The organism is Streptomyces olivochromogenes, from assembly GCF_001514115.1.
GTDB lineage: Bacteria > Actinomycetota > Actinomycetes > Streptomycetales > Streptomycetaceae > Streptomyces > Streptomyces olivochromogenes.
In genome coordinates this window covers 49,110-71,330 of the sequence record NZ_KQ948484.1, presented here as the reverse complement: position 1 = coordinate 71,330, position 22,221 = coordinate 49,110, and the positions used below count along the sequence as shown (strand labels likewise).

Annotated in this window: 24 protein-coding genes and 2 pseudogenes; 17 read left to right on the top strand and 9 right to left on the bottom strand. The window is 68.2% G+C overall.

The window, feature by feature from the left end; translation table 11 throughout:
* Window positions 1-6: 6 nt before the first annotated feature.
* The 4 genes from AQJ27_RS47015 to AQJ27_RS47000 all read left to right on the top strand — a co-directional run bounded on the left by AQJ27_RS47015 (window position 7) and on the right by AQJ27_RS47000 (window position 5,437).
* On the top strand, window positions 7-1,539 hold the full coding sequence (locus AQJ27_RS47015) for an aldehyde dehydrogenase (protein WP_079065826.1): 1,533 nt from the start codon (window positions 7-9) through the stop codon (window positions 1,537-1,539).
* Window positions 1,539-2,261 (top strand): enoyl-CoA hydratase/isomerase family protein, encoded by a 723-nt coding sequence (locus AQJ27_RS47010; RefSeq protein ID WP_067384092.1) that lies wholly within the window; start codon window positions 1,539-1,541, stop codon window positions 2,259-2,261. Before AQJ27_RS47015 ends, AQJ27_RS47010 begins: the two co-directional genes overlap by 1 nt.
* A gap of 42 nt (window positions 2,262-2,303) precedes the next feature.
* Window positions 2,304-3,689 carry an MFS transporter gene (locus AQJ27_RS47005; protein WP_067384089.1) on the top strand — a complete coding sequence of 462 codons (1,386 nt, stop codon included), beginning with the start codon at window positions 2,304-2,306 and terminating at the stop codon, window positions 3,687-3,689.
* A gap of 527 nt (window positions 3,690-4,216) precedes the next feature.
* A complete protein-coding gene (locus AQJ27_RS47000; protein ID WP_067384086.1) occupies window positions 4,217-5,437 on the top strand; it encodes an RNA-guided endonuclease InsQ/TnpB family protein in 1,221 nt (406 codons plus the stop codon).
* A gap of 63 nt (window positions 5,438-5,500) precedes the next feature.
* On the opposite strand, the gene AQJ27_RS46995 is transcribed toward AQJ27_RS47000, so the two are convergent.
* Window positions 5,501-6,388 carry a LysR family transcriptional regulator gene (locus tag AQJ27_RS46995; protein WP_159064623.1) on the bottom strand — a complete coding sequence of 296 codons (888 nt, stop codon included), beginning with the start codon at window positions 6,386-6,388 and terminating at the stop codon, window positions 5,501-5,503.
* A 123-nt stretch (window positions 6,389-6,511) separates the two neighbouring features.
* Here AQJ27_RS46995 and AQJ27_RS46990 point away from each other — a divergent pair, with 123 nt between their 5' ends.
* The 5 genes from AQJ27_RS46990 (at window position 6,512) to AQJ27_RS46970 (ending at window position 11,236) form a co-directional block, all read left to right on the top strand.
* Window positions 6,512-7,039 carry a MaoC family dehydratase gene (locus AQJ27_RS46990; RefSeq protein WP_067384083.1) on the top strand — a complete coding sequence of 176 codons (528 nt, stop codon included), beginning with the start codon at window positions 6,512-6,514 and terminating at the stop codon, window positions 7,037-7,039.
* Window positions 7,036-7,842, top strand: a complete 807-nt coding sequence (locus AQJ27_RS46985; RefSeq protein WP_067384080.1) for an HpcH/HpaI aldolase/citrate lyase family protein — start codon at window positions 7,036-7,038, stop codon at window positions 7,840-7,842. The genes AQJ27_RS46990 and AQJ27_RS46985 overlap by 4 nt, the downstream gene beginning before the upstream one ends.
* 2 nt (window positions 7,843-7,844) lie before the next feature.
* On the top strand, window positions 7,845-9,137 hold the full coding sequence (locus AQJ27_RS46980) for an acetyl-CoA hydrolase/transferase family protein (protein WP_067384077.1): 1,293 nt from the start codon (window positions 7,845-7,847) through the stop codon (window positions 9,135-9,137).
* Between the two features lie 19 nt (window positions 9,138-9,156).
* Window positions 9,157-10,893 carry a pyruvate dehydrogenase gene (locus AQJ27_RS46975; RefSeq protein WP_067384073.1) on the top strand — a complete coding sequence of 579 codons (1,737 nt, stop codon included), beginning with the start codon at window positions 9,157-9,159 and terminating at the stop codon, window positions 10,891-10,893.
* Window positions 10,894-11,026: 133 nt separating this feature from the next.
* The gene (locus AQJ27_RS46970; protein WP_159064622.1) at window positions 11,027-11,236 is read left to right on the top strand and encodes a hypothetical protein; all 210 of its coding nucleotides are present in this window, start codon (window positions 11,027-11,029) and stop codon (window positions 11,234-11,236) included.
* Between the two features lie 59 nt (window positions 11,237-11,295).
* On the opposite strand, the gene AQJ27_RS61075 is transcribed toward AQJ27_RS46970, so the two are convergent.
* Window positions 11,296-11,625, bottom strand: coding sequence for a LysR family transcriptional regulator (locus AQJ27_RS61075; protein WP_425275283.1), 330 nt, complete (start codon window positions 11,623-11,625; stop codon window positions 11,296-11,298).
* Between the two features lie 390 nt (window positions 11,626-12,015).
* Here AQJ27_RS61075 and AQJ27_RS61070 point away from each other — a divergent pair.
* From AQJ27_RS61070 to AQJ27_RS61065, 5 genes and pseudogenes are all read left to right on the top strand, one after another.
* Window positions 12,016-12,216: pseudogene (locus AQJ27_RS61070) on the top strand (ubiquinone-dependent pyruvate dehydrogenase); the annotation flags it as partial.
* Window positions 12,217-12,307: 91 nt separating this feature from the next.
* Window positions 12,308-12,958: a YoaK family protein gene (locus AQJ27_RS46955; RefSeq protein WP_201264518.1), complete on the top strand. Its 651-nt coding sequence runs from the start codon at window positions 12,308-12,310 to the stop codon at window positions 12,956-12,958.
* 174 nt (window positions 12,959-13,132) lie between these two features.
* Complete coding sequence (locus tag AQJ27_RS60400) at window positions 13,133-13,267, top strand: hypothetical protein (protein WP_268814652.1); 135 nt, start codon at window positions 13,133-13,135, stop codon at window positions 13,265-13,267.
* The gene (locus AQJ27_RS53870; protein WP_201264519.1) at window positions 13,267-13,623 is read left to right on the top strand and encodes a helix-turn-helix domain-containing protein; all 357 of its coding nucleotides are present in this window, start codon (window positions 13,267-13,269) and stop codon (window positions 13,621-13,623) included. Before AQJ27_RS60400 ends, AQJ27_RS53870 begins: the two co-directional genes overlap by 1 nt.
* A gap of 49 nt (window positions 13,624-13,672) precedes the next feature.
* A pseudogene (locus AQJ27_RS61065) lies at window positions 13,673-13,837 on the top strand (transposase); the annotation flags it as partial.
* Here the strand turns inward: AQJ27_RS61065 and AQJ27_RS57670 are convergent.
* Window positions 13,777-13,980 (bottom strand): hypothetical protein, encoded by a 204-nt coding sequence (locus tag AQJ27_RS57670; protein WP_067384062.1) that lies wholly within the window; start codon window positions 13,978-13,980, stop codon window positions 13,777-13,779. The pseudogene AQJ27_RS61065 and the gene AQJ27_RS57670 sit on opposite strands and share 61 nt — an antisense overlap.
* Window positions 13,981-14,079: 99 nt before the next feature.
* On the opposite strand from AQJ27_RS57670, the gene AQJ27_RS53860 reads away from it, so the two are divergent.
* The 3 genes from AQJ27_RS53860 to AQJ27_RS46935 all read left to right on the top strand — a co-directional run bounded on the left by AQJ27_RS53860 (window position 14,080) and on the right by AQJ27_RS46935 (window position 16,745).
* Window positions 14,080-14,427: an RNaseH domain-containing protein gene (locus AQJ27_RS53860; protein WP_159064619.1), complete on the top strand. Its 348-nt coding sequence runs from the start codon at window positions 14,080-14,082 to the stop codon at window positions 14,425-14,427.
* A 492-nt stretch (window positions 14,428-14,919) separates the two neighbouring features.
* The gene (locus tag AQJ27_RS46940) at window positions 14,920-15,546 is read left to right on the top strand and encodes a hypothetical protein (RefSeq protein WP_067384059.1); all 627 of its coding nucleotides are present in this window, start codon (window positions 14,920-14,922) and stop codon (window positions 15,544-15,546) included.
* Between the two features lie 344 nt (window positions 15,547-15,890).
* Window positions 15,891-16,745, top strand: coding sequence for an intradiol ring-cleavage dioxygenase (locus AQJ27_RS46935; RefSeq protein WP_067384056.1), 855 nt, complete (start codon window positions 15,891-15,893; stop codon window positions 16,743-16,745).
* 264 nt (window positions 16,746-17,009) lie between these two features.
* Here the strand turns inward: AQJ27_RS46935 and AQJ27_RS46930 are convergent, their stop codons facing one another.
* The 6 genes from AQJ27_RS46930 to AQJ27_RS59675 form a co-directional block, all read right to left on the bottom strand.
* Window positions 17,010-17,402 carry a hypothetical protein gene (locus AQJ27_RS46930; RefSeq protein ID WP_235613999.1) on the bottom strand — a complete coding sequence of 131 codons (393 nt, stop codon included), beginning with the start codon at window positions 17,400-17,402 and terminating at the stop codon, window positions 17,010-17,012.
* 319 nt (window positions 17,403-17,721) lie between these two features.
* Window positions 17,722-18,129: a hypothetical protein gene (locus AQJ27_RS46925; RefSeq protein WP_067384050.1), complete on the bottom strand. Its 408-nt coding sequence runs from the start codon at window positions 18,127-18,129 to the stop codon at window positions 17,722-17,724.
* A 121-nt stretch (window positions 18,130-18,250) separates the two neighbouring features.
* The gene (locus AQJ27_RS46920) at window positions 18,251-18,850 is read right to left on the bottom strand and encodes a hypothetical protein (protein WP_067384047.1); all 600 of its coding nucleotides are present in this window, start codon (window positions 18,848-18,850) and stop codon (window positions 18,251-18,253) included.
* 87 nt (window positions 18,851-18,937) lie between these two features.
* Window positions 18,938-19,984: a NucA/NucB deoxyribonuclease domain-containing protein gene (locus tag AQJ27_RS46915; protein ID WP_067384044.1), complete on the bottom strand. Its 1,047-nt coding sequence runs from the start codon at window positions 19,982-19,984 to the stop codon at window positions 18,938-18,940.
* Between the two features lie 741 nt (window positions 19,985-20,725).
* Complete coding sequence (locus tag AQJ27_RS46910) at window positions 20,726-21,397, bottom strand: hypothetical protein (RefSeq protein ID WP_067384041.1); 672 nt, start codon at window positions 21,395-21,397, stop codon at window positions 20,726-20,728.
* 150 nt (window positions 21,398-21,547) lie between these two features.
* Complete coding sequence (locus AQJ27_RS59675) at window positions 21,548-22,024, bottom strand: DUF6417 family protein (RefSeq protein WP_235613996.1); 477 nt, start codon at window positions 22,022-22,024, stop codon at window positions 21,548-21,550.
* Window positions 22,025-22,221: the final 197 nt, after the last annotated feature.

Genomic DNA, 22,221 nt, shown 5'->3' with positions numbered 1-22,221 from the left:
GAGCTGATGACAGCCCCCGTATGTGCAGCGGACGGCGATCTGATTCCCGCCGTGCGCACCGGACTCCTCATCGGCGGCCAGGTCGTCGACGGCCGCGGTGAGCCCATCCCGGTGACCAACCCGGCCACCGGTGAGGTCTTCACCACGGTGGCCGCGGCCGACGAGCAGGATGTCGACGACGCCGTCCGCTGCGCCCAGGAGACGTTCCAGTCGGGCGTATGGCGGGATCTGCCCATCCACGACCGGGCCAGGCTGATCAACCGGTTCGCCGACGGCATTGAGGGCCGGATGAAGGACCTCTACCGCCTGGAGACAGCGAACAACGGACGCCCGATCACCGAGACCAAGGCCCAGATCACCCGGCTCGCGGAGTGGTACCGCTACAACGCGGCCCTGCTGCTGGCCGATCGCAGCTCGGTCATCCCGATGCGAGGCGACTACCACACCTACACGAGCCGCTTCCCCCTCGGTGTGGTGGCCATCCTCTCCTCGTTCAACCACCCGATGATGATCGCCTCCAAGAGCCTCGCGCCCGCCCTGGCGACCGGCAACACGGTGGTGCTCAAGCCCTCCGAACAGACCCCGCTGACCGCGCTGCTGCTCGGCGAGATCGCCCAGGACGCTGGCATCCCGGACGGCGTGCTCAACGTCGTACCGGGCCTCGGCCCCAGCGCGGGGGCGGCGCTGGTGGAGCATCCGCTGGTCAAGAAGGCCGTCTTCACCGGTGGCACCGAACCGGGCCGGGCCATCGCGGTGGCCACGGCCAGGCGGTTCGCCAAGGCGACCCTGGAGCTCGGCGGCAAGTCCCCGGTCCTGATCTTCGACGACACGCCGGTCGACGTCGCCGCGCGCGGCGCGGCCTTCGGCGGCTTCATCGGTGCGGGGCAGACCTGTATCGCCGGCAGCCGGCTACTCATCCAGCGCAGCTTCTACAACGACGTCGTCGAGGCCCTGAGCAAGGTGGCCTCCGCCATCCGCATCGGCGACCCGGCCCTGGAGACCACCCAGCTCGGCCCGGTCATCTCCCGGCGTGCGCAGGAGCGGATCCTCGGCTGCATCCGCACCGGACTCGACGAGGGCGCACGGCTCGCCGCAGGCGGGCACGCCGCTCAGGTGCCCGGACTTCCCGGCGGGTTCTTCATCGAGCCCACTGTGCTTGCCGATGTCACCAACAGCATGCGCGTCGCCCGCGAGGAGATCTTCGGCCCGGTCGTGGTCGCGATTCCGTTCGAGGACGAGGACGAGGCCGTGGCGCTGGCGAACGACTCGGACTTCGGCCTCGGCTCGGCGATCTGGACCAGGGACGTGGCCCGGGCGCACCGCGTCGCGTCGCGTCTGGAGACGGGCATGGTGTGGGTCAACGACCACCATCGACTCGATCCGTCGTCCCCGTGGGGCGGTGTCCGCGACAGCGGCGTCGGCCGCGAGGGCGGCTGGGAGTCGTTCAACGACTTCACGCACGTGCGCGCCGTCACCGTGCGCACCGCCCCCGACGACGTCGACTGGTACGGCGGCATAGCCACGGACCGGCTCAACTGATGGCCGCGCTGGAGATCTCCGCCCCCTCGGGCGGTGTACTCGACGTCCGGATCGATCGGGCGCCCGACAATCTGCTGACCGTGCAGATGTGCGCCCAGCTGACCGAACTGCTGCTGGACCCGCCCAGCGGGGCACACGTCCTGCACCTGAGCGCCGCAGGCCAGGTCTTCTGCCTCGGCCGGGAACGCGCGGCCGACACACCCGGCGAACTGCGGACCGAGACCCGGGTCTTGGTCGGCCTCCAGCGGGCGTTGCGTACCACCCGGCTGGTCACCGTCGCCGAGGTGCAGGGGGACGCGGCCGGCTTCGGCGTGGGCCTGCTGGCGGCGTGCGATGTGGCCGTGGCCGATGCAGGTGCCCGGTTCTGGTTTCCCGAAGTGGGCATCAACCTGGCCCCCGCGCTGGTGCTGGCCTGGTTGCCGCGGGTGGTCGGCGAACGCCAGGCCTTCTGGCTCACCGCCACCGGCGAGCGGATCTCCGCCGCCCGCGCGGTGGAGCTGGGCCTGCTCAACGCCGTCGCCGACGGACCGCAGGAGCTTGCCAAGCAGGTCGGCGAACGGATCGCAACTCTGCGTACCCGCGATCACCGGGTCCACTCCGAGATCCGCGACATGCTGCACGCGACCCGCTCGCTGGACGAGTTCCAGGCCCTCGAACTGAGCATCGACCGGCTCGTCGTGGCCTCGCTGCGCCGCAATGAGAAAGCCACGAGGGAAAAGTAACCGCCGCACACCGCCGCCTAGCATTTGGCAAAGGAGCCAACGATGGCCGCACCCTCAACCAGCGCCCGCCCATGGCGCGAGGAGATCTCCAAATACCAGTGGGCCGTGCTGTTCGCCACCACCCTCGGGTGGGCCCTGGATGGATTCGACTCCAGCCTCTTCACCCAGGTCGCAGCTCCCGCCACCGCCGACCTGCTGAACCGTCCCTCGACCTTCCACACCGGACTCGTCGTCACCCTCTTCCTCGCCGGCTGGGCCACCGGCGCGATCCTCTTCGGCGCAGTCGCCGACTACATCGGCCGCGTCCGCGTCCTGATCATCGGCGTCCTCACCTACTCGGTCTTCACCGCCGCAACCGTGTTCGTCACCGAGTACTGGCAGTTCGCGTTGGTGCGCTTCATCGCGGGCATCGGTTCCGGCGTGGAACTGCCCGTCGGCGCGGCGCTCGTCGCCGAGGCGTGGAACAACCGTCACCGCGCCAAGGCCAGCAGCGTCATGATGTCCGGACTCGCCATAGGCTCGCTTCTGTCGGCGCTCGTCTACTACTTCGTCGGAGGTCTCGGCTGGCGCCAGACCCTCGCCTTCGGACTTGCACCTGCCCTGCTCGCCCTCTTCATCCGACGCCACATCCACGAGCCAGCCACCACCGCCGAGGTCAAGGCCCAGCGTGCGGCACGCCGGCAGGAGCGTGCGGCAGGCGCCGCGAAAACGGCCGACGACCGGTTCGTCCTCAACCAGTTGTTCAGCCGGCCCCTCGTGGGGCGGACCGTGGCCTGCACGCTGATCTGCTGCGGGGCCCTGTTCGCCTTCTGGGGCGTGACGACCTGGACACCGCAAATCATTCGCGTGGTCGTCGCCAACCGCGGCGTCACCGGCGAAGCCGCCGTGCCCTACGTGTCCTGGGCGACGGCCGCCCTCAATGTCGGCGGCTTGCTCGGCTACGCCAGCTGGGGCTTCATCGCCGACCGCATCGGCCGCCGACGCACCTACGCAATGAGCCTGCTGATCGGCATCACCGGCATCCTCGCCCTCTACCCCTTCGCCGACAGCTACACCACATACCTGTGGCTGCTCCCGGTCGTCGGATTCGGAGTCTTCGGCGTCCTGTCCGGCAACGCCGTCTTCTTCCCTGAACTGTTCGGACCGTCCGTCCGGGCCTCCGCCATGGCCGTCACCAACAGCATCGGCCGCTTCCTCACTGCAGCGGGCCCCCTCTTCGCCGGGGCCATCGCCACCACCTGGTTCGACGGCAACCTCGCCCGCGCCACCGCCGCGGTCTCCATGCTCATCGTCATCGCCTTCATAGGACTGTGGTTCACCCCCGAAACCCACGGCCGCTTCCTCTACAGCGGCGCGCCCACCTCCTCCGACCACACCTCCCACACGACCGACCGAATGGCCGACGCCAGGCAACCCGAAGCAACATGACCACGAGACCGGCCGACCGCGGGTTCCGCAGGCGTTCTGCCAGGCGTATCAGATGGGCGATCCCGCGATCCGGCGGCGCTCCAGACCGTCGCAGCGCAAGAACCGGACATTGAAGGCGAAGCCGAACGCCGGGGGTGAGGGATTGGCCTGACCTCCTAATGAGGGCCGGGCCCCCTTCCGTGCTCAGCCCGGCGATGCCATCGTGTTGTTCATCCGCGATGAGCGCATCACCGGGCCGTCACGGCACTCTCCCGGTGGAAGAAGCCCCCATCGGCGCAGTCGGCGTTGGCCGCGGTGAACGCGTTGTGACCCAGGCCGCTGATCATTCGTCAGCGGCCCATGGGTTCACCGGGCTTCTCCGAGGATGCTCCGTCCTTTAGGGCGGAGAGGAATCGGACTCCTGGGGAGCAGGGCAGGGGTGGCCGTTTCGCCGCCAGGGCGAAACGGCGTCCACCCCGCGGCGGGGTGAGGTAGCCCCCGAGATCAATTGTTCTCAACTGTCAGTCCTCCCGGATAGGTTGACGTTCATGACGACTCAAGCGATCACGGAGGATGCCGGGCATGCCCGGTGGACTTTCCGGCTGCGTGTGTCGTCCACGGCCCGTACCGCCCTGTTGGGCGACTGGGACCGGTGCCGGTGGATCTGGAATGAGTGCGTTGCCAAGTCCAAGGCCGTGCACGTGCACAACAAGGCCACCGGCGAGAAGCGGACGTGCGGACCGGCGCAGCTCGACAAGATGCTGACCGGGGCCCGCAAGAGCGCGTCGTGGCTGCGTGAGGGCTCCTCGGTCCCTCAGCAGCAGTTGATACGGGATTTCGGGAAGTCCCGCGCCAAGGCGCAAAAGGACATCAAAGACCGGTTACCGATGCGGCGCCGGGCGGGAATGCCGAAGTACAAGAAGAAGCGTGAGGCCCGGCCGTCCCTGAACTACACCCGGCGCGGTTTCCGCCTCAAGGGCGGCCGTCTGCACCTGGCAGGCCAGGTGGTGCTGCGGGTGGTGTGGTCGCGGGACCTGCCCGCCGGCCCCTCCAGTGTCCGCGTGTACCAGGACGCCACCGGAGCGTGGTACGCCTCGTTCGTCGTTGCCGCACCCGCAAAACCGCTGCCCTTAACCGGTCGTGTGATCGGGATCGACTGGGGCGTCAAAGAGACCGCGACCACCACATCTGTGGCCCACGACCTTCCCCACACCCGGCACGGGCGCACGGCCGCGCAGAAGCTGGCCCGGTATCAGCGGATGATGGCCAGGCGGAAGCCGAAGCGCGGACAGGCAGGATCCAACGGCTACCGGGAAGCGAAGCGGCGGACGGCGAAGCTGCACAAGAAGGTGGCCCGGCAACGGCAGGACACCGCCCGTAAGTGGGCCAAGACCGTTGTTCGCGACCACGACGCTTTGGCGGTGGAGGACTTCCGGCCGAAGTTCCTCGCCAGGACCACCATGGCCCGCAAGGCGGCCGACGCCGCCATCGGCGCGACGAAGGCCGCGCTGATCGAGATGGGCCGCAAGCACGGGCGGGATGTCCGCCTGGTGCACCCCGCGCACACCACGATGGACTGTGCGCAGTGCGGAGCGAGAACCAAGCACGCACTACCTCTCTCGGAACGAACGTATGCCTGCACCGCGTGCGGAGCCGTATCCCCCCGGGATAAAAACTCCGCCCGCGTGATGCTGGTCCGGGCTGGTCTCAACCCGGCTAGTGCCGATCGCGGAAGACCAGACGGGGCGCCGCCCCGCCTGGCAGCGTGAGCTAGAAATCCCCACATCAGCCCTGGAGGGTGACGAATCCCCTCCCTTCAGGGAGGGGAGGATTCAATTCTCGCTGAGGACCCGGCGCCCGGACTCGGTGAGAAACTCGGCGAACCGGCGTGTGGGTGGTGGGAGCGGCCGGGTGGCTGGCCAGACCGCGCCCAGCAGGCGGTGTGCTGGGGGGCGCCGGAGGTGCACGTGGGTGACGCCTTCGGTGGGTACCGGGCTGCTCGGCAATACCGCGACCCCCAGCCCAGTGCCGACGAGTCCGCGGAGCGTGGCCACGTCCTCGCCCTCGAAGGCGAGTTCGGGCTCGAATCCGGCGGCCACACACAGCTCGTCGAACACCTGCCGAAGCCCGTGCCCTGAGGTCAAGGCGATGAACCGCTCCCCGGCGGCCTGGCGGAGGTCGACTGCCTCGCGACGGGCGAGCCGGTGCCGGGCGGGGACGGCCAGGAACAGTTCCTCGTCGCGCAGCACGACCGAGCGCAACGCCGCGTCGTCAGGGATGGGGGCGGTGATGACGACGTCGATCTCCCCGGCCCGCATCCGGTCCAGGAGGGCCTGCGCCGGGCCCTGGGTGAGGGTGAAACGCACGTCCGGGTGAGCGGCGAGGAAGGCGTCGAGCAGCTGGGGGACGTCGCGCACACCGAGGGTGTGCAGGAAGCCGAGACAGACCTGGCCCCGCTCGGGGTCGATGACGTCCGCCAGCTCGCGGCGCGCCGCGCGCAGGGTGGCCAGCGCCTCGCGCGCAGCTGGCAGGAAGGCCCGCCCGGCGGCGGTCGGCACGACCCCGCGGCCGCAGCGTTGCACCAGCGGCGCCCCGATCGTGTCGTTCATCCGGCGCATGGCGTGGCTCACCGTCGGTTGGGGCAGCCCGAGCCGGTTCGCGGCACGCGTCACGTGCTCTTCCTCGAGCACGGCGACGGCGATGGCCAGATTGGGGGCCATGAGAGCCAACCAATCAGCATCTGAATCAATCACAGTCAAAAGATTATTGGATGCATCGATCCGCGGCGACCAGTGTGGAGGTGTCGGAAGCAAACGAGTCTCCCTGGAAGTGAGGGTCCCGCGATGACCGAGCAGAACGGACGTCTGGTGCCTGGCTGGGACGGGCGGTATTTCGAGGACTTCGCCGTCGGCGATGTCTACCGCCATCCACTGGGCCGGACGATCACCCAGACCGATAACTCCTGGCTGACCCTGCTCACGCAGAACACCGCGCCGCTGCATTTCGACGCACACTACGCGGCGCAGACCATCTGGAAGCGACCGCTGGTCGACTCCACGCTCACCCTCGCGCTCGTCACCGGGCAGTCGGTGACGGATGTGAGCCAGCATGTGTTCGCCAACCTCGGGTGGGACGAGGTGCGCCTGACCGCGCCGGTCTTCGAGGGTGACACGCTCTACTCGCAGTCCACGGTGGTCATGGCCAGGGAGAGCAAGTCCCACCCCGACGCGGGCATCGTCCGGGTGAAGACCCTGGGCTACAACCAGGACGGCACCGTCGTCATCAGTTTCCTGCGCACGATCATGGTCTTCCGGCGCGGACACGGTCCCGCCGGCGTGCCTGCGCCGATGGAAGGCGAGGCGGACGCATGAACGTCGATGCCCGCAGCTGGCTGTTCACCCCCGGCGACCGGCCGGAGCGGTTCCCCAAGGCCGTCGCCTCCGGCGCGGAGGCGGTGATCCTTGATCTTGAGGACGCGGTGGCACCCGATGCCAAGGCCGAGGCGCGCACCAGCGTGCTGGCGTGGCTGGCGCAGGGCCACCAGGCGTGGGTCCGGGTCAACGACCACCAGTCCGCGTACTGGGCGGACGACGTCAGCGCCCTGGTTGGCAGCGCCGGGCTCCTCGGGGTTGTCCTGCCCAAGACCGAAAGCGCCGCGGATGTCGCGGAGACCGCTGCGCGGGCCGGTGCCGACGTCGTCGCACTCATCGAGAGCGCGCGCGGCGTGGAGAACGCCGACGAGATCGCACAGGCACCCGGGGCGGTGGCCCTGGCTCTCGGCTCCGCGGACCTGTGCCTGGACGCACGGCTCGGCGAGGACCCCTTGGCATGGGCGTATCCGCGCAGCCGACTGGTCTTCGCCAGCCGGGCGGCAGGGCTGCGTGCCCCGCTGGACGGACCGGACATGCAGCTGGACAACGCCCGGATCACACGTACCCAGGCCGAACAGGCCCGCGCGTGCGGGTTCGGCGGGAAGCTGTGCATCCACCCCCGCCAGGTTTCCCCCGTCGACGAGGCGTTCGGCTACACCCACGAGCAGGTGGCCTGGGCGCGTGCCGTCGTGGCCGCCGCCGAGCACAGTCATGGGGCCGCGGTCCGGGTCGGCGGCGAAATGATCGACCGCCCCCGTCTCGAGCTCGCCCGGCGCATCGTCGCCGCAGAACAGGAGGAATGATCATGACAACCACATCCGAGCGCACCGACGGGCTCATCCCCGGCGAGCCCACCGACGTTCTCCGTTGGATCCCGCAGGGCGCGAAGATCGTCGTACCGATCGGCTTCGGCGAACCGCCCACCCTTCTCGACACCATCGAAGCGCACGCCGAAGAACTCGACGGTGTCGAGATCCACCGCATGGACCCCTTCGTCACCCGGCCCTACATCCAGGGCGCCTACGGCACGCACCTGCGCCACGTCGACTACTTCCTCGGCCCCGGCTCGCGCCAGGCCTACTGGGACGGGCAGTGCGACCTGGTACCCAACCACTTCTCCGAGGTGCCGCTGCTACTGCGCCGGATCCAGCCGGACCTGGCTATCGCCCGCGCCAGCGGCCCCAACGAACACGGCTACTTCAGTCTCGGCCCCAACGCCGACTACACCGCGGCGTTCATCGGGAAGGTTCCCTTCTTCCTCGAGGTCACCGAGCAGCAGCCGTTCACCTATGGGCAAAACCAGATCCACGGCAGCCAAATCGCCGGCTGGATCAAGACCGACGCCGGCTTCCCGAAGGTTACCCACCGCGCGCCCTCACCGCAGGACGAGGCGATCGCGGGCCACATCGCGGAGCTGATCCCTGACGGCGCATGTCTCCAGGTCGGCGTCGGCTCCATCCCCGACGCCCTGCTGAGTGCCCTCACCGACCACAAGGACCTCGGCATCCACACCGAATGCCTCTCCGACGGGCTGATGAACCTCGTCGAACGCGGAATCGCCACCGGCATCCGCAAGCGCAACTTCCCGGGCAAGCACGTCACCACCTTCTGCGTGGGCACCCCGGAGTTGATGCGCTGGCTCGATCACAACACGGCCGTGCAGATGATGCCGGTGGACTGGACCAACGACCCGCGCACCGTGGCGACCGAGCCGAACTTCGTGTCGATCAACGCGACCACCGAGGTCGACCTGATGGGCCAGGCCGCCAGCGAAACCATCGCCGGCCGCTACTGGTCCTCCTCCGGCGGGCAGGCCGACTTCGCGCGCGGCGCGATGTACTCCGATGGCGGCAAGGCCTTCCTGGTCTTGCGTTCCACCACGCGGCAGGGGCGTGGCCGCATCCGCTCGACGCTGACCCCGGGCAGCGTGGTCACCACCTTGAAGAACACCATCGACCACGTCGTCACCGAGTACGGCGTCGCCGCCCTGCGCGGGGCCAGCATCGACGAACGGGCCCGCCGTCTCATCGCCATCGCCCACCCCGACCACCGTAACGAACTGCGCTTCAACGCCCGCAAGGCCGGGCTCCTCCACTGAAGAAAGGACCGTCAGTCAGATGTCCACCACCGTTGCAGAACAGCTCATCGACGTGCTCCACGCCGCCGGCGTGCGCCGGATCTACGGCCTGGTCGGCGACAGCCTCAACCCGATCGCCGACGCGGTCCGCCGACACCGGGACTTCACATGGGTGCACACCCACAACGAGGAGGCCGCCGCCTTCGCCGCCTCCGCCGAAGCACAGATAACCGGGCGGCTCGCGGTCTGCGCCGGCAGCTGCGGTCCCGGCAACACCCACCTCATCCAAGGCCTGTACGACGCCCACCGCAGCGGCGCCCCGGTGCTGGCGATCGCCTCCCACATCCCGTCCAGCCAGATCGGCACCGGCTACTTCCAGGAGACCCACCCGGAGCGGGTGTTCGCCGACTGCAGCCACTTCTCCGAAATGGTCAACGGCACCGAGCAGATGCCCCGCCTGCTGCGCATCGCCATGCAGACCGCGGTGGGCCGCCGCGGAGTCGCCGTGCTCGCTATCCCCGGCGACATCGGGGCACGCCCCGCGGCGCACGCCACCGGCACAAGCGCCCTCGCGTACAGCACGGCCGCCGAACTCCCGGCTGCCCAGGACGTCCGCGAGCTGGCAGAGCGCATCAACCAGTCCGACACCGTGACCCTCTTCGTCGGCGCGGGGATCCGCGACGCCCGAAAGGAGGTCCTCCAGCTCGCCGACGCGCTGAACGCGCCAATCGGCCACTCGCTCGGCGGCAAGGAGTGGATCCAGTACGAGAACCCATACGACGTCGGCATGAGCGGCCTGCTCGGCTACGGCGCCTGCTACGACGCCATGCACGAAGCCGACCTGCTCCTTCTGCTCGGCACCGACTTCCCCTATGACGCCTTCCTACCGGGCAGCCATACGATCCAGGTTGACCGCGACGCGACCCGTCTGGGCCGGCGTACTCCGCTGGACCTCGGCGTCACTGGTGACGTCGGCGCGACGATCCGAGCGGTCCTGCCGATGCTGAAGGCCAGGACCGACGGACGCTTCCTGAACCGGATGCTGCGCCGCCACGCCAAGGCCCTCGAACACGTCGTGGCCGCCTACACCCGCGACATCGACACAATGCGCCCCATCCACCCGGAGTTCCTCGCCGCCCAGATCGACGAGCTCGCCGCCGACGACGCGATCTTCACCGTCGACACCGGCATGTGCAACGTCTGGGCCGCCCGCTACCTCACCCCGACCCCTCGCCGGCGCGTCATCGGCTCCTTCCGGCACGGCTCGATGGCCAACGCCCTGCCCCAGGCGATCGGCGCCCAGACCGCCGCCCCCGAACGCCAGGTGGTCTCCCTGTCCGGCGACGGCGGCCTGTCCATGCTCCTGGGCGAACTGCTCACCGCCCGCGAACAGAACCTGCCGCTCACCGTGGTGGTGTTCAACAACGGCTCGCTCGGCATGATCCGCCTGGAAATGATGGTCGCCGGCTACCCGTACTTCGCCACCGACCACGGAGCGGTCGACTACGCGGCGATCGCGGCCGCTTGCGGACTCGACTCGATCGCCGTCGACGACCCGACCGAGGTACGCCCCGCCCTGGCCAAGGCCTTCGCCTCACCCCGGCCGTTCTTGGTGGACGTCCGAACCGACCCCAACGCGCTGTCCCTTCCCTCGCACATCACCGCGCAACAGGTACGCGGCTTCGCACTCGCCTCCAGCCGCACAGTCCTCGACGGCGGCGTCGGCCGTATGCTCGACCTCGCCCGCAGCAACCTCCGCAACATCCCCCGGCCATGAATACCATGACGAGATGTCGCGCGCCGCGCCATGGCCATGGCCACCTTGGGCACGTCGGGGACGGCCTAGCCGGCCTGGGCCAGCTCCTCTCGTGGAGGGGGGCAAGACTCCGCTGCTTCCTAAGGAAGAGCTGGTGGCCATGGGCTACTCGATCATCCTGTTCGCCAACGCCGCCATGCAGGGTGCAATGCGCGGAAGCCAGAAAGTCTTGCAGGCCCTGCGCGACACAGGCTCACTCGACTCGGTCATCGCCGAGCTCACCCCGTGGGAAGAGCGTCAACGCCTCGTGCGCAAGCCGCACTTCGACCAGCTCGAACTGCGCTACAGCGATGAGACCGCCTGACACGGCCAACCCCAGGTAAGTCAGGTCAGCACCTGTCGGGACCAGGACGATCACCGTGATCACCCGTACCCGTCCAGACCTGGAGAGCACCGCAATGGGTACCAGCCAAGAGGTCTTCCACACCGCCGACAAGCTCGCCAGAAACGCACTGGCCGAACCACGCCGAGCGTGTGCAGGAAGCCCAGCGACACCTGGCCCCGATCCGGATCGACGACGTCCGCGAGCTCGAGGCGCGCCGCGCGCAGAACCGCCAGCGCCTCACGCGCGGCCGGCAAGAACGCCCTACCAGCGGGAGTCGCCAAGATGCCGCGACCGACCCGATGCGCCAGCGGGGTGCCGATCGCGTCGTTGACCCGGCGCATGGCGTGACTCACGGTCGGCTGCGGAATCCCCAGCCGTTATGCCGCCCGGGTGAGGTGCTCCTCCTCCAGTACGACGACGGCGATGGAAAGGTTCGGTGCTATCTAGTCATTCATATCTGAATCGTATGCAGTTATAACTGCATTTGATGAATCGATGGCGAGCAACCAGCGTGGAGAGCGTCGGCAATCCAGCAGAACCCGATCAGGAGGCACCCGATGACCGACGAGTCCGAGCGTCTGGTGTCCGGCTGGAATGGGCGGTACTTCGAAGACTTCGTCGAGGGCGACGCCTACCGCCACCCGCTGGGCCGTACCGTCACCCAGACCGACAACAGCTGGATGACGCTGCTCACGCACAACACCGCGCCACTGCACTTCGATGCGCACTATGCGGCGCAGACGAGCTGGGGGCGGCCGCTGGCCGAAGCGTTCGCATCTCCTCGACCGACCCTGGTAGACGTCCGCACCGACCCGAACGCACTGTCGCTGCCGTCGCACATCACCGCCGCGCAGGTACGCGGATTCGCCCTCGCCTCAACCCGAACCGTGCTCGACGGCAGGGTCGGGCGCATGCTCGACCTGGCACGCAGCAACCTCCGCAACATCCCGCGCCCGTGACGGAAAGGCGACACCAATGCCGAACGCTGCGGCTCCTCAGTCCGCGGAACTCACGCATCCGATCCCTACTTCACATACCGTCCGACTCGGTGTGCTGCTCACGCTGGTGGGCGGTGGCCTGGACGCCTATACCTTCATCGGCCGCAACGGCGTGTTCGCGAACGCGCAGTCCGGCAACATCGTGCTGATGGGCGTCGCGGCCGCGCAGGGGTACTGGCGGCAAGCGCTGAACCATCTTCCGTCGATTATCGCGTTCGTTGTCGGCATCATCGTCGTGGAGTCACTCCGCCGCCCCAAGGCCGTCGCGCTCGTGCGTAGGCCAGTCCGTGCCGCACTCGGCCTCGAGATCGCGGTGCTCGCCGTAGTCGGCTTCATCCCCCGCACCGCCCCCGACATCCTGGTCACCGTCATGATCGCATTTACCGCGTCTGTGCAGGTCTCCACCTTCCGCACCCTGGTGGACACGAAGTACATCACAACGATGACCACGGGCAATCTGCGCAGCGCCGCCCGGAACGCCTACCTGGCACTCATCGACCACGACACCGCCGCAGCCCGCCGCGCCCGTCAGTTCGGCGTGATCGTTCTCGCGTTCGCTCTAGGCGCGCTCGGCGGGGCCAGGCTCACTGCGACCGAGGGCCCCCACGCGGTGTGGGTCGGCGCGGCCCTGCTGCTGGCTGGCCTGGTGCTCTTCGTCCACGACGAGCACACCGCCGCGGGCAAACGTTCTCCCTGCCGATAACCTCATCCGCCCAGGTGAGAGACCGTGTGCCATGGTGCATGGGGATGTCGACCGTATCGCCCGATCCGGCGCTCTAACCGACTGACGATTACCCCGGCATGATGATCGGCCGTGCTGCTGCAACTGGCGTACCTGGGTGTGACGAACGCGTTCGCGATGCTGTGACTGCTGCCGATGAGCGAACGGGAAAAGGATGCCGAGATCCTGGCCCTGCGCCATCAGATCACGGTGCTGGTGCGACAGCTGAGCGGGCAGCGGGTACGGTTCAACGAGTGCGACCGGGCGTTCCTGGCGGCGCTGCTGCGCTGATGCGGTTGCTGGTGCGGCCCGGCACGGTGCTGCGCTGGCACCGCGACCTGGTCGCCCGCCGTCACGCCGCCCAGTCCCGGCCGAAACGCAGCGGCCGGCCCCGCAACGTGCACTCCATCCGGGCCTTGGTACTTCGCCTGGCGAGAGAGAACCCGAATTGGGGATACCGGCGCCTTCACGGTGAACTCCTCGTCCTCGGGGTGAAGGTGGCAGCGTCCACGGTCTGGGAGATCTTGAAGGAGGCCGGGATCCTGCCGGTACCCGAGCGGGCCTCGAGCACCTGGGCGGACTTCCTGCGCTCCCAAGCCGACGCACTCCTCGCATGCGACTTCTTCGAGACGGGCCCTCCACCTTGATCGTGGACACCTCGACACTGGATCTTGAGTCCAGGGAGAGGAGTCCTGGGTGGGGGCCTACAAGTACTCGGCGGAGTTCCGGGCCGACGCGGTGGCGTTGGCGCGTTCGTCGGGCCGGCCCGTCTCGCGTATCGCCGCCGAGCTGGGTGTGAATCACGAGACGCTGCGGCAGTGGATCAAGACGGCGGAGAAGGCCGAGCGGTCCGAGGCAGTTGCGGAGTCGGTGAAGGACGCGGAGATCGCGGCCTTGCGCAAGGAGGTGCGCGAGCTGGAGATGGAACGTGACATTCTGCGCCGGGCGGCCAAGTACACGGGGCCGGAAGGCTGCTCGACGCGGGTGGTGAACCCATCGCTCACTGCTCGTCGCCCTCGGGCCGGCTCGAATCCCCGAACCGGTGGCGGATGTCGCCGACACACCACCCCCCGGTCCCGGCTCCGTGTCCAACGCCGGCGACCTTGCCTTCTTGGCAGAGGAGTGGAGCGCTGCACCGCCTCCCCCACCAGGCAGCTGGAGGAACCCCATGCGCCAAATCCGGCCGTGAACAAGGCCGTTGGACGTGCGACGACAAGGAGCAGCAAGCGCGGACCTGGTACAACCCCACCGAGATCGCCGTCATCCAGCGGCCCGACGGGGAAGACGCGCTCCCCTACGCCCTGACCACAGCGAGGCTGTGCAACCACGCCCTGGCCTGGGAGCACCGCACCCGCCACCCCCTGCCCATCCACGCCGCCATCCAGATGGACAAAAACCACCCCGAATACCGCCGCACCATCGACTGGGAAGCCAACGACACCACCGGATGACCCGCCCCGAGAGCCCTGCCGGTTCCTCCACGCCCACGCTCCCGCCCGGCGGATCTGGCACCGCGGAGACGACGACTTCCACGATGCCGACATGAAGGCGCTCGCACGCCTGTGCGGCCAATCACCCCACCAGACCGAGGAACTCCTCGACCGTCTGGTGACTCTCGCTGACTGCCTGGCACTACTTCCGGATACCGCCCGCGCTGCCTGGCACCTGTCTCCCCAGGCCAGGGGCGGTTCAGCAGTGCCCAGTCAGCCTCTGCGTCACACGTCTGACTCTGCCGACTGCTCGCCCTGGAGGGGAGAGTGAGATAGCACTCGACACGAACATCCTGTTCCAGTCGTGCGTACTATCTCTAAACTGCTGCACCCTGCTGCAGTTGTGTCCTGCAGTGATCCAGCCACAGCAGGCGGGACACCTACCTCCATCCGTTCGCGCACATGGCTCCTACTTTCACCGCCGTGCCCGCGGACTACAGAAAGGACCATGTCATGTCTGAAGCCAACTCCTCCCACGCCACAGAACTGACGTCGCAGTACATCGCCCAGGTGACAGGCGACCTTGAGCGCAACGCCAAGGAGCAGGAACGTATCGGTCAGGAGATCGAAGCCCTGCAGGAGCAGTTGCATGCCCTGCAGCACGACCACACCGTGCTCGTGAACATGCAGCAGGCACTCGGCGATGCGAGCCCCGCCGCCGAGATGGATACCGCAACTACACCGTCCGTGCCTCACCAGGTCTCCGCCGAACCCAAGCAGAGCAAGCCGAAGAAGGCGGCCGCCAGGGGCGCGAAGAAGACGGCGTCCAAGAAGCCCGCCGCCAAGGCCCCGTCCGCGAAGGCGTCCACGGAAGCCACCAAGCCGACCCTGGTCGACCTGATCCGCAGCCACCTGAAGCAGGAGAGCGAGCCGCGTTCCGCTGCCGAAATCTCCGCCGCGCTCACGCAGTCCCACCCCGACCGCAGCGTGAAGACCACTGTCGTACGCACCACCCTCGAAGGACTGGTCGCCAAGAGCCATGCTCACCGCACCAAGCAAGGCTCGTCGGTCTTCTACACCACAGCAGCCACCTCGGAGCCCGCTGCCGCCGAGCCGCAGCAGGAGGCAGTAGCCAGCTGAGCATCCAGGAGTCCCTGGCAGCGCCTCTCGTGCGGCAACGGCGCCGAGGGGGTACGCATGTTCAACTGGACTGCAGTCCAACTGCCGGTCACCGACTTCTTCGACGACCCTGAGCCCACCCGCAGCCGGTGGGTGCTGGGCCTCCGCAGCTCGAATGGCCGGACAAGATCGCCTATTGCCTGGTCTACACGCCGATCGGCCAAGCGGGGGCGGTTCACTGCCACCGCCACCCTTCCGAGTCCCCAACTCCCGGTGAATCCTGCTCAGTTGGAGACTCGATTGCCCAGCACATTCACAGCCGCACATCAAGGGTTTCCTCAGATTCGCCCTTAGCTTCCTTACCCATGACTGGAAACCACGAGCAACACCAGCAGCAGGACGCGGGCCAAGAGCCCGCCAAACACCGCCGGGACAAGAGCGTCCAGCGGCGCCGGGTCCTCATCGGCGGCGGCACCGCCGCCGTCGTCGGCGGCCTCGCGGTGGCCGGGCTCGCCTCGGCCGACCCACTCTCCACCCAGCAGTCCACCCCGAAGGCCGCCACGTCGGGCACGGCCTCCGCCTCGGCGACCGCGACCACCACCGTCTGCTCCCTCACCGCCGAGGTCACCGAGGGTCCGTACTCCCTCGACGGCGCCCTCGTCCGCAAGGACATCAGGGAGGAGAAAGAGGGAGTCGAGGTCCAGTACACCTTCACGGTCGTCGACACCGCGAACGACTGCGCACCGCTCGCGGACGCCCTGGTCGAGATCTGGCACTGCGATTCACTCGGCGAGTACTCGGGCTACGTCGGCGGCAACGGCCACGACGAGGAGGACGACGGCACCTTCCTGCGCGGCGGGCAGATGACCGACGAGAACGGTCAGTGCTCGATCACCTCGATCTGGCCCGGCCACTACGTGTCGCGCGCCGTCCACGTCCGTATGCGGGTGCACACGGACGTGACACTCACCGACGACTCCTACACCGGCGGCGAGGTCATCCACACCGGCCAGCTCTTCTTCGACGCGGACATCAACGCGGAGATCCAGGCCGTCTCGCCGTACTCGGACAACACCACCACGGAGACCCTGCTCGAGGACGACAGCATCTACGACGACGCCGGCGCGTCCTCGGGCCTGCTGACCCTCACCGCACTCGGCACCGGTGTCTCCGACGGCTTCACGGCAACCCTCACGGTCGGCGTGGACAGCACCAGTTGACCCGCCGACGCCCCCACCGGCCGACCAGCCTTTCCCTCTCTCAGTCATCTCCACCCCGGCTGATCGGCCCCACCCGCCCGGCGGCCCGGACGAAGACCGTAACCGTCCGGTCCGCCGGCCGGAACCATCGTGAGGGGCGGTCACCGGTGTCCGGGCATGACGCGTCGTCGGTGGTCCACACAAGTTCTGTGGCTGGCCGCTAATGCTGCAGAACCGGGCGGCCGGACATGCTGGTGGCGCGCCGCGGCCGGGTGGGCTCTAGGTTCAGTTCCGCGCCGGGCCAAAGACGTACCGTACAAGTTCTGCGTCCCTTTTCGGAACGGCCAGGTCGTACGTCCCGTCGGCCGTGACCAGTTCATACCGCTCGAACTTCGGCGCCGCGGGCACCTTTTCGCCGGTGGGCTTGACCCCGAAGGGTGGCCTCAGGGTCGCGCTCCTGCTTCCCCGCCGATCGCTCCAGACCGGCTCCTCCCCCACGACGAGGCGCAAATACCCCTGCCTGATCCGCGCGATCTGCTTGCCGCGGCCGACCGAGACCATAACCGCCCCACCGATACTCTTCGTGAACCCCACAACCTGAAGCGGCTGCCCGTTCCTGAAGTCCTCAATGTCCTGCGCGGGCGTACGCCGCCGGATCCACACCCAGCGCAACAGCACGTCCAACCCGGTCTCCGTCCCTGCGGAACGCCGTGCTGCCGTCATCCCCTGGCCCATTTATTCCCCACTCCCGTAACCGCTGGCCACCGCACCAGGACGTGCGCGCCGCGCGGTCGAACTTGCTCTGATGATAGGAAGCCCGGTCCTTGGACATGGGCCAGGAAGACCGCGCCAACCAACAGATTCAGTACCGGAATCGACAACAAGCAGCCTTGTCGAACTACCGGATGAACGCGTCTTTCCATAAAAGCGGCAGCGTCCCATCCGACCACAGCCGGACCACCCGCAACCCGAATATCCGCTCGCCGACGGTCGCAAGCTATTCGATCCGGGCACGTACGAGGGCGTCGGTGGCCCTGCGTAGGGCTGCCTTCAGTTTCTCTCGCTCGTCACGCACCTGGTCGACCTTCTTGCCGGACGCCTGGTAGGCGGTTTCGAACGCGACCCACGCCTCGTAGGCCACAAGCAGTGCCTCAGAAGAGGCCCGGCCTCGCTCAAACTGTTGCCGAAGGCCCAGGGGCGGCTCGTGGCTCCCCATCCACAGTTCGAGCCGGGCATGTTCGGCCATGTATTGCGCAGCGAGTTCGACCACGTCGTTACCGACGATGTTGCTGCCGATCACCTGCACACCAAGGTTGAGTTCAGGCGATACCGTCGGGGTACACAGTTGCTCAGGCACCTCGCTGGACGGCTGCAGACCTCTCAGCCACTCCCAGTTGCCGGCCACCACAACCTCCTCCGTTCAAGTTCGCTTCTGGGAGCCAGCTTGGGAACGTCGATGCCGCGGTCGACCTCCTCGCCACGCGGGTCACCGCCCGCCGCGCCGATGACGGCGCAGCCAGCCACCATCAGTGTCCGTCTTGCTCGCCGTGGTATGTGTCCGTGTAGGCGGTGCTGTAGTCCTCCACCGGCATGGCCATGTCCGCGGCGTAGTCGGCGCGTGCCTGTCGGTCGGCGTCGGTGATGTCGGGGTGGACGGGGGGCGTGTGGGGTGCGGACCAGAGTTGGATGAGGTGGCGTTCGCCGTGGTCGCCGATGCCGGGCTCGGGGTCGTCGGCGTGGCAGTACAGACGCATCCGCACCCAGTCCGACCCATCGGATGAGAACGCGAACTCCAGGGGAGGTTCGCCGTCCGGCCACGCGTCCAGGATGTCGCCCTGCTCGAGGGTCGCAACGTAAAGGGCGGGGAGGTCGACTCGCAGGCTGATCTCCTCGACGGGCTCCCACTCGGCGCCGGTTTCGGGTGCCGGCAGGGCGTCGTGGACCTGGACGGTCAGGTGGAGGGGGCCGGTGTCGGTGGTGGTGAGGACGACGGCGCTGGCGTCGGTGGCCGGTCCGCAGCGCCAGCCGAAGGGCATCTCTTTGGGGTACTCGTAGTCGTCGGTAAAGCCGATCAGATAGCCACCTTCGCCGAGCTCGACAGTGAACGACGATGCACGGACCAGCATGGAAAAGCCTCCTTGAACAGGGGCAGGGTGCCCCCTCCTGCACGATGCGGGAAGAGGCACCCAGTCTTGCGGGGACTGTAGCCGCGGTCAGGCGATCACGTAGAACGGGTCGTGATCCATGACGTGCATCTGGCCGCGCCAGGCGGTGATGCGTCCACCCTGGGCCTTGTTCTCATTCACCTTGACCCAGGTGATCTCCCGCTGGGCGGCAGGAAGGGCGGTGCCGCCCTCGTAGGTGGAAGCGAACGGGTACTCGTCACACGAGGTGCGGCCGGCGCGCCGCATGTCCGCCGGCGCGGTCCGCGGGCACACCGCGGCCCTGTTCCGGCCTTCCTGCGTCTTGTTGATCATCCAGTGCAGGGGCTTGCCGCCGTTCGGGTCGCCGTAATGCCCGCCGCGGGAGCGGAGCTTGCGGATGCCCTCGTCGATGCGGGCCAGGCCGACCATGCTCACCCCGGTAGGCGCTTCCGGGATGGCGCATCCGGCCCGGCTGGCCCGGGTGCTGCCGTAGTAGTTGTCGCACCGGTAGACGGCGGAGGCGTAGGAGACGCTGCCGGGGCTGTAGCCGGCCTTGGTGAAGGTGTAGCCGTAGGTGGTCTTCGCCTTGGGGTTGATCTTCTTGGGGGCGATGGCGGTGGTCTTGTAGTCGACGCTGCCGCTGGCCGCACTGTCGAGGGTATGGCCCTGCTGGAAGTGGACGGTGGCCTTGGTGCCGCCGCCGGAGGTGGCGGAGAACTTGACGGCCACGCCCCTGCCCTGGCCCGTGGTGGCCGCCTTGGAGATGGTGAACTTCTCACTCCAGTTGGCGGAGTTGGTCTTCAGCGTCATCTGGTGCTTGACGCTGAAGTCGGCGGTGCCCTCGATGACCGGGCGCCCGTTGATGACTTTCACGACGTCGAGATGGACGGTGACCCACTCGCACTCGCTGAAGCGGTTGACCGTGATGCGGTTGACGGTGCAGGACGCATTCGCGGCCGGGCTGGCCAGAGTGCTCGCCCGGGACCCGGGCTGGCCGATGGTGACGCGCAGCTGTCCGTCACCCGACGGGCCGGCCGCAGCTGACGCTGACGGGGCGGCTGTTGCGAGCAGTCCCAGCGCCACGGCCCCTGTAGTGAGCAGCTTTCTCGGTTTCAAGTTGTACCCCCGGTGTTGGTCTCCACCGACGACGGCACAACGTCAACTCCCGCGTACCCCCGTCGCGTTGACGCCATCCAAGCACAGGCAACGCAAAGACTGCACACCGTTTTGGTCTGTTTCAGTCATAGGTGAACGGGTCTCACGCATTGGCAGCCGATATCACCCAGCCCGGCCGAGCGCTCCGGCACCGCGTCCCCGCAGAAGAGTGACCCGACCAGGACGCAGGCACGCTGCCAGGTGTCCGCCGTTACCAGCCTCGGGGCCGGCCGTCCGCTGTAACCCGACCTTTTCACCGGAAGCCGAGTTCGATCTCTTTGCTGCCGGCGGCATCCGCTGTCAGGCCGTTCGGTCTTGCTTACTGCCGCCCGACCCGTCGGCCGAGCCGACGCGGACGGCCCGTTTCCTCGCCTTTCCCCATACCCCCTTGAGACCGGCGGGTGTGCCACCTCACAGCGGCCGTCAGACAGTTGGGGGAACAACCCCAGAAAGTTGACCGTTCACTAAAGTGTGGCTGCGGAGGGGACAGTGTCCCCGGGCCTCACCTATAGCCCATGGGGACGATCGTCCGGCTGAAGCCCCATGGAGCCCTCCGCCGCAAGGCGACCGCCCTCCGCACGCCACCACCTGCCGCCCCGGCTGGCCTCCCCCGTCCAGCCGGGGCCTTCAGCTGTGAGGACTGCAGTAGACCCGCCGGTGACTTACCAGTAGTCCGACGGGACATCCTCCAACCGCCGCCCCTCACCCAAGGCCGAGGGTACTCAGAGCCGTGGTCCAGTCGGTGACGATGGCCTTCTGCGCGGCCCCGAGCGTGACCTTCCCGGAGCAGACCGCGGTGTGCAGCTTCGTCTCCACCGGGTCCTTCCGGTTGTTGACCCCGCCGCCCTTCTTGTGGCCCGGGTCCGGCGGCTCGACCCACAGGTTGCGGGGATCATTGGGGTCGCCGCCTAGCTGCAGACTGATCAGATGGTCGTACTCGGCATCGCCCATGCGGCCCTTGTAACCGTAGGAGGCGGCGTTCAGCTCTTTCTCCTTGCCGGTGACGGACGTGGACGGCCGGATGCCGGAGGTGTAGCCACCCTTGCGGCAGATCGTGGACTTCAGATTCGTCTGGGTGACCGCCGGAGAGATTGCACCCGGCGTGCACGCCGGGTCCTCCAGCGGCTCCCCCTTCTCGTACCGGAAGTGGCAACTGCCCGCCGGGGGCTGCTTCTGGACGGTGTAGGTGGTCTGCGGGCCGGCCCCGACCGCGATCGCCCCCTGCGGGCCGCCGTGTGCGTCCGTGCCCGAAGGCCCCGTGGCCGAAGTTCCGGTCGGCGACGCGGCAGATCCGTCCGTGGCGGCCGGCGAGCAGCCCGCCAGGAACACCGCGGCGAACAGCACGGATGACGCGGCACGGTAGCTGGAGTGCATGGCGATCCCTCACGAGCAGGCAATGGCTGGGCACATACTGCCCGGCCGGTGCATCGGCACACCAGGCCGGGGCCCGCGCGAAGAAGCACGGCAGAATGCGGGGTGCGCCACCGCGCAGCGCGCCGCTTGCGTCCGCACTCACCAAAACCCTCAGTACCTTCCCCCGACCGGCTCATCCACGTCACCCTCGCCCGCTGCCCCCGCACCACCCCGCGCAACCGGAGGTCCCTCGTCCGAGGCCCGTGCCGGGCTGTGCACGACGCCGTACTCGCGGGCGAAGCGGTTGGCCTCCGCGGCCGAGCCGGTCATCCGGTGCAGCCACAACCCGTACGCCACGGACTCCATCTGCTCCGGCGTCAAATACAGCCGCCACCGCTTGATCCCGTGGTCGCACGAGGCCGCCCTGACCTTCTCTGCCAGCCCGTCGGCTGGCGACACCCGGAGCTGATCATCCAGGCCGACGAACATACGCAGTGCCGCCATCTGCGACGGGATCAACTCCCCCGCCTGCCGGTCCGCTTCCTCCCCGGCGGGCGGGGGCTCGGCCCGGGGGCGGGAGCAGCCGTAGGTGAGGGTGTCGTGGCCGTACGGGGTCATCCGTGCCGCCCACCGCACGGGAAAGACCACTCGCGGGCCTCCCGTCGGCTGAGCGCCGCTGCGGTGTGATGCGCGGGTTCCCGCTGTGTCAGTGGATCAGCGGCAGGGTGCCGGCGAGGTGCCCAAGGCTTTTGAGTTCTTCGCCGCGGCCACGTTCTTCGGCTCAAGTCCCAAGCGAAACTGCAGCTTTAGGCAAGGCTCGCCCATGCCCAGGTATGGAGAAGGTG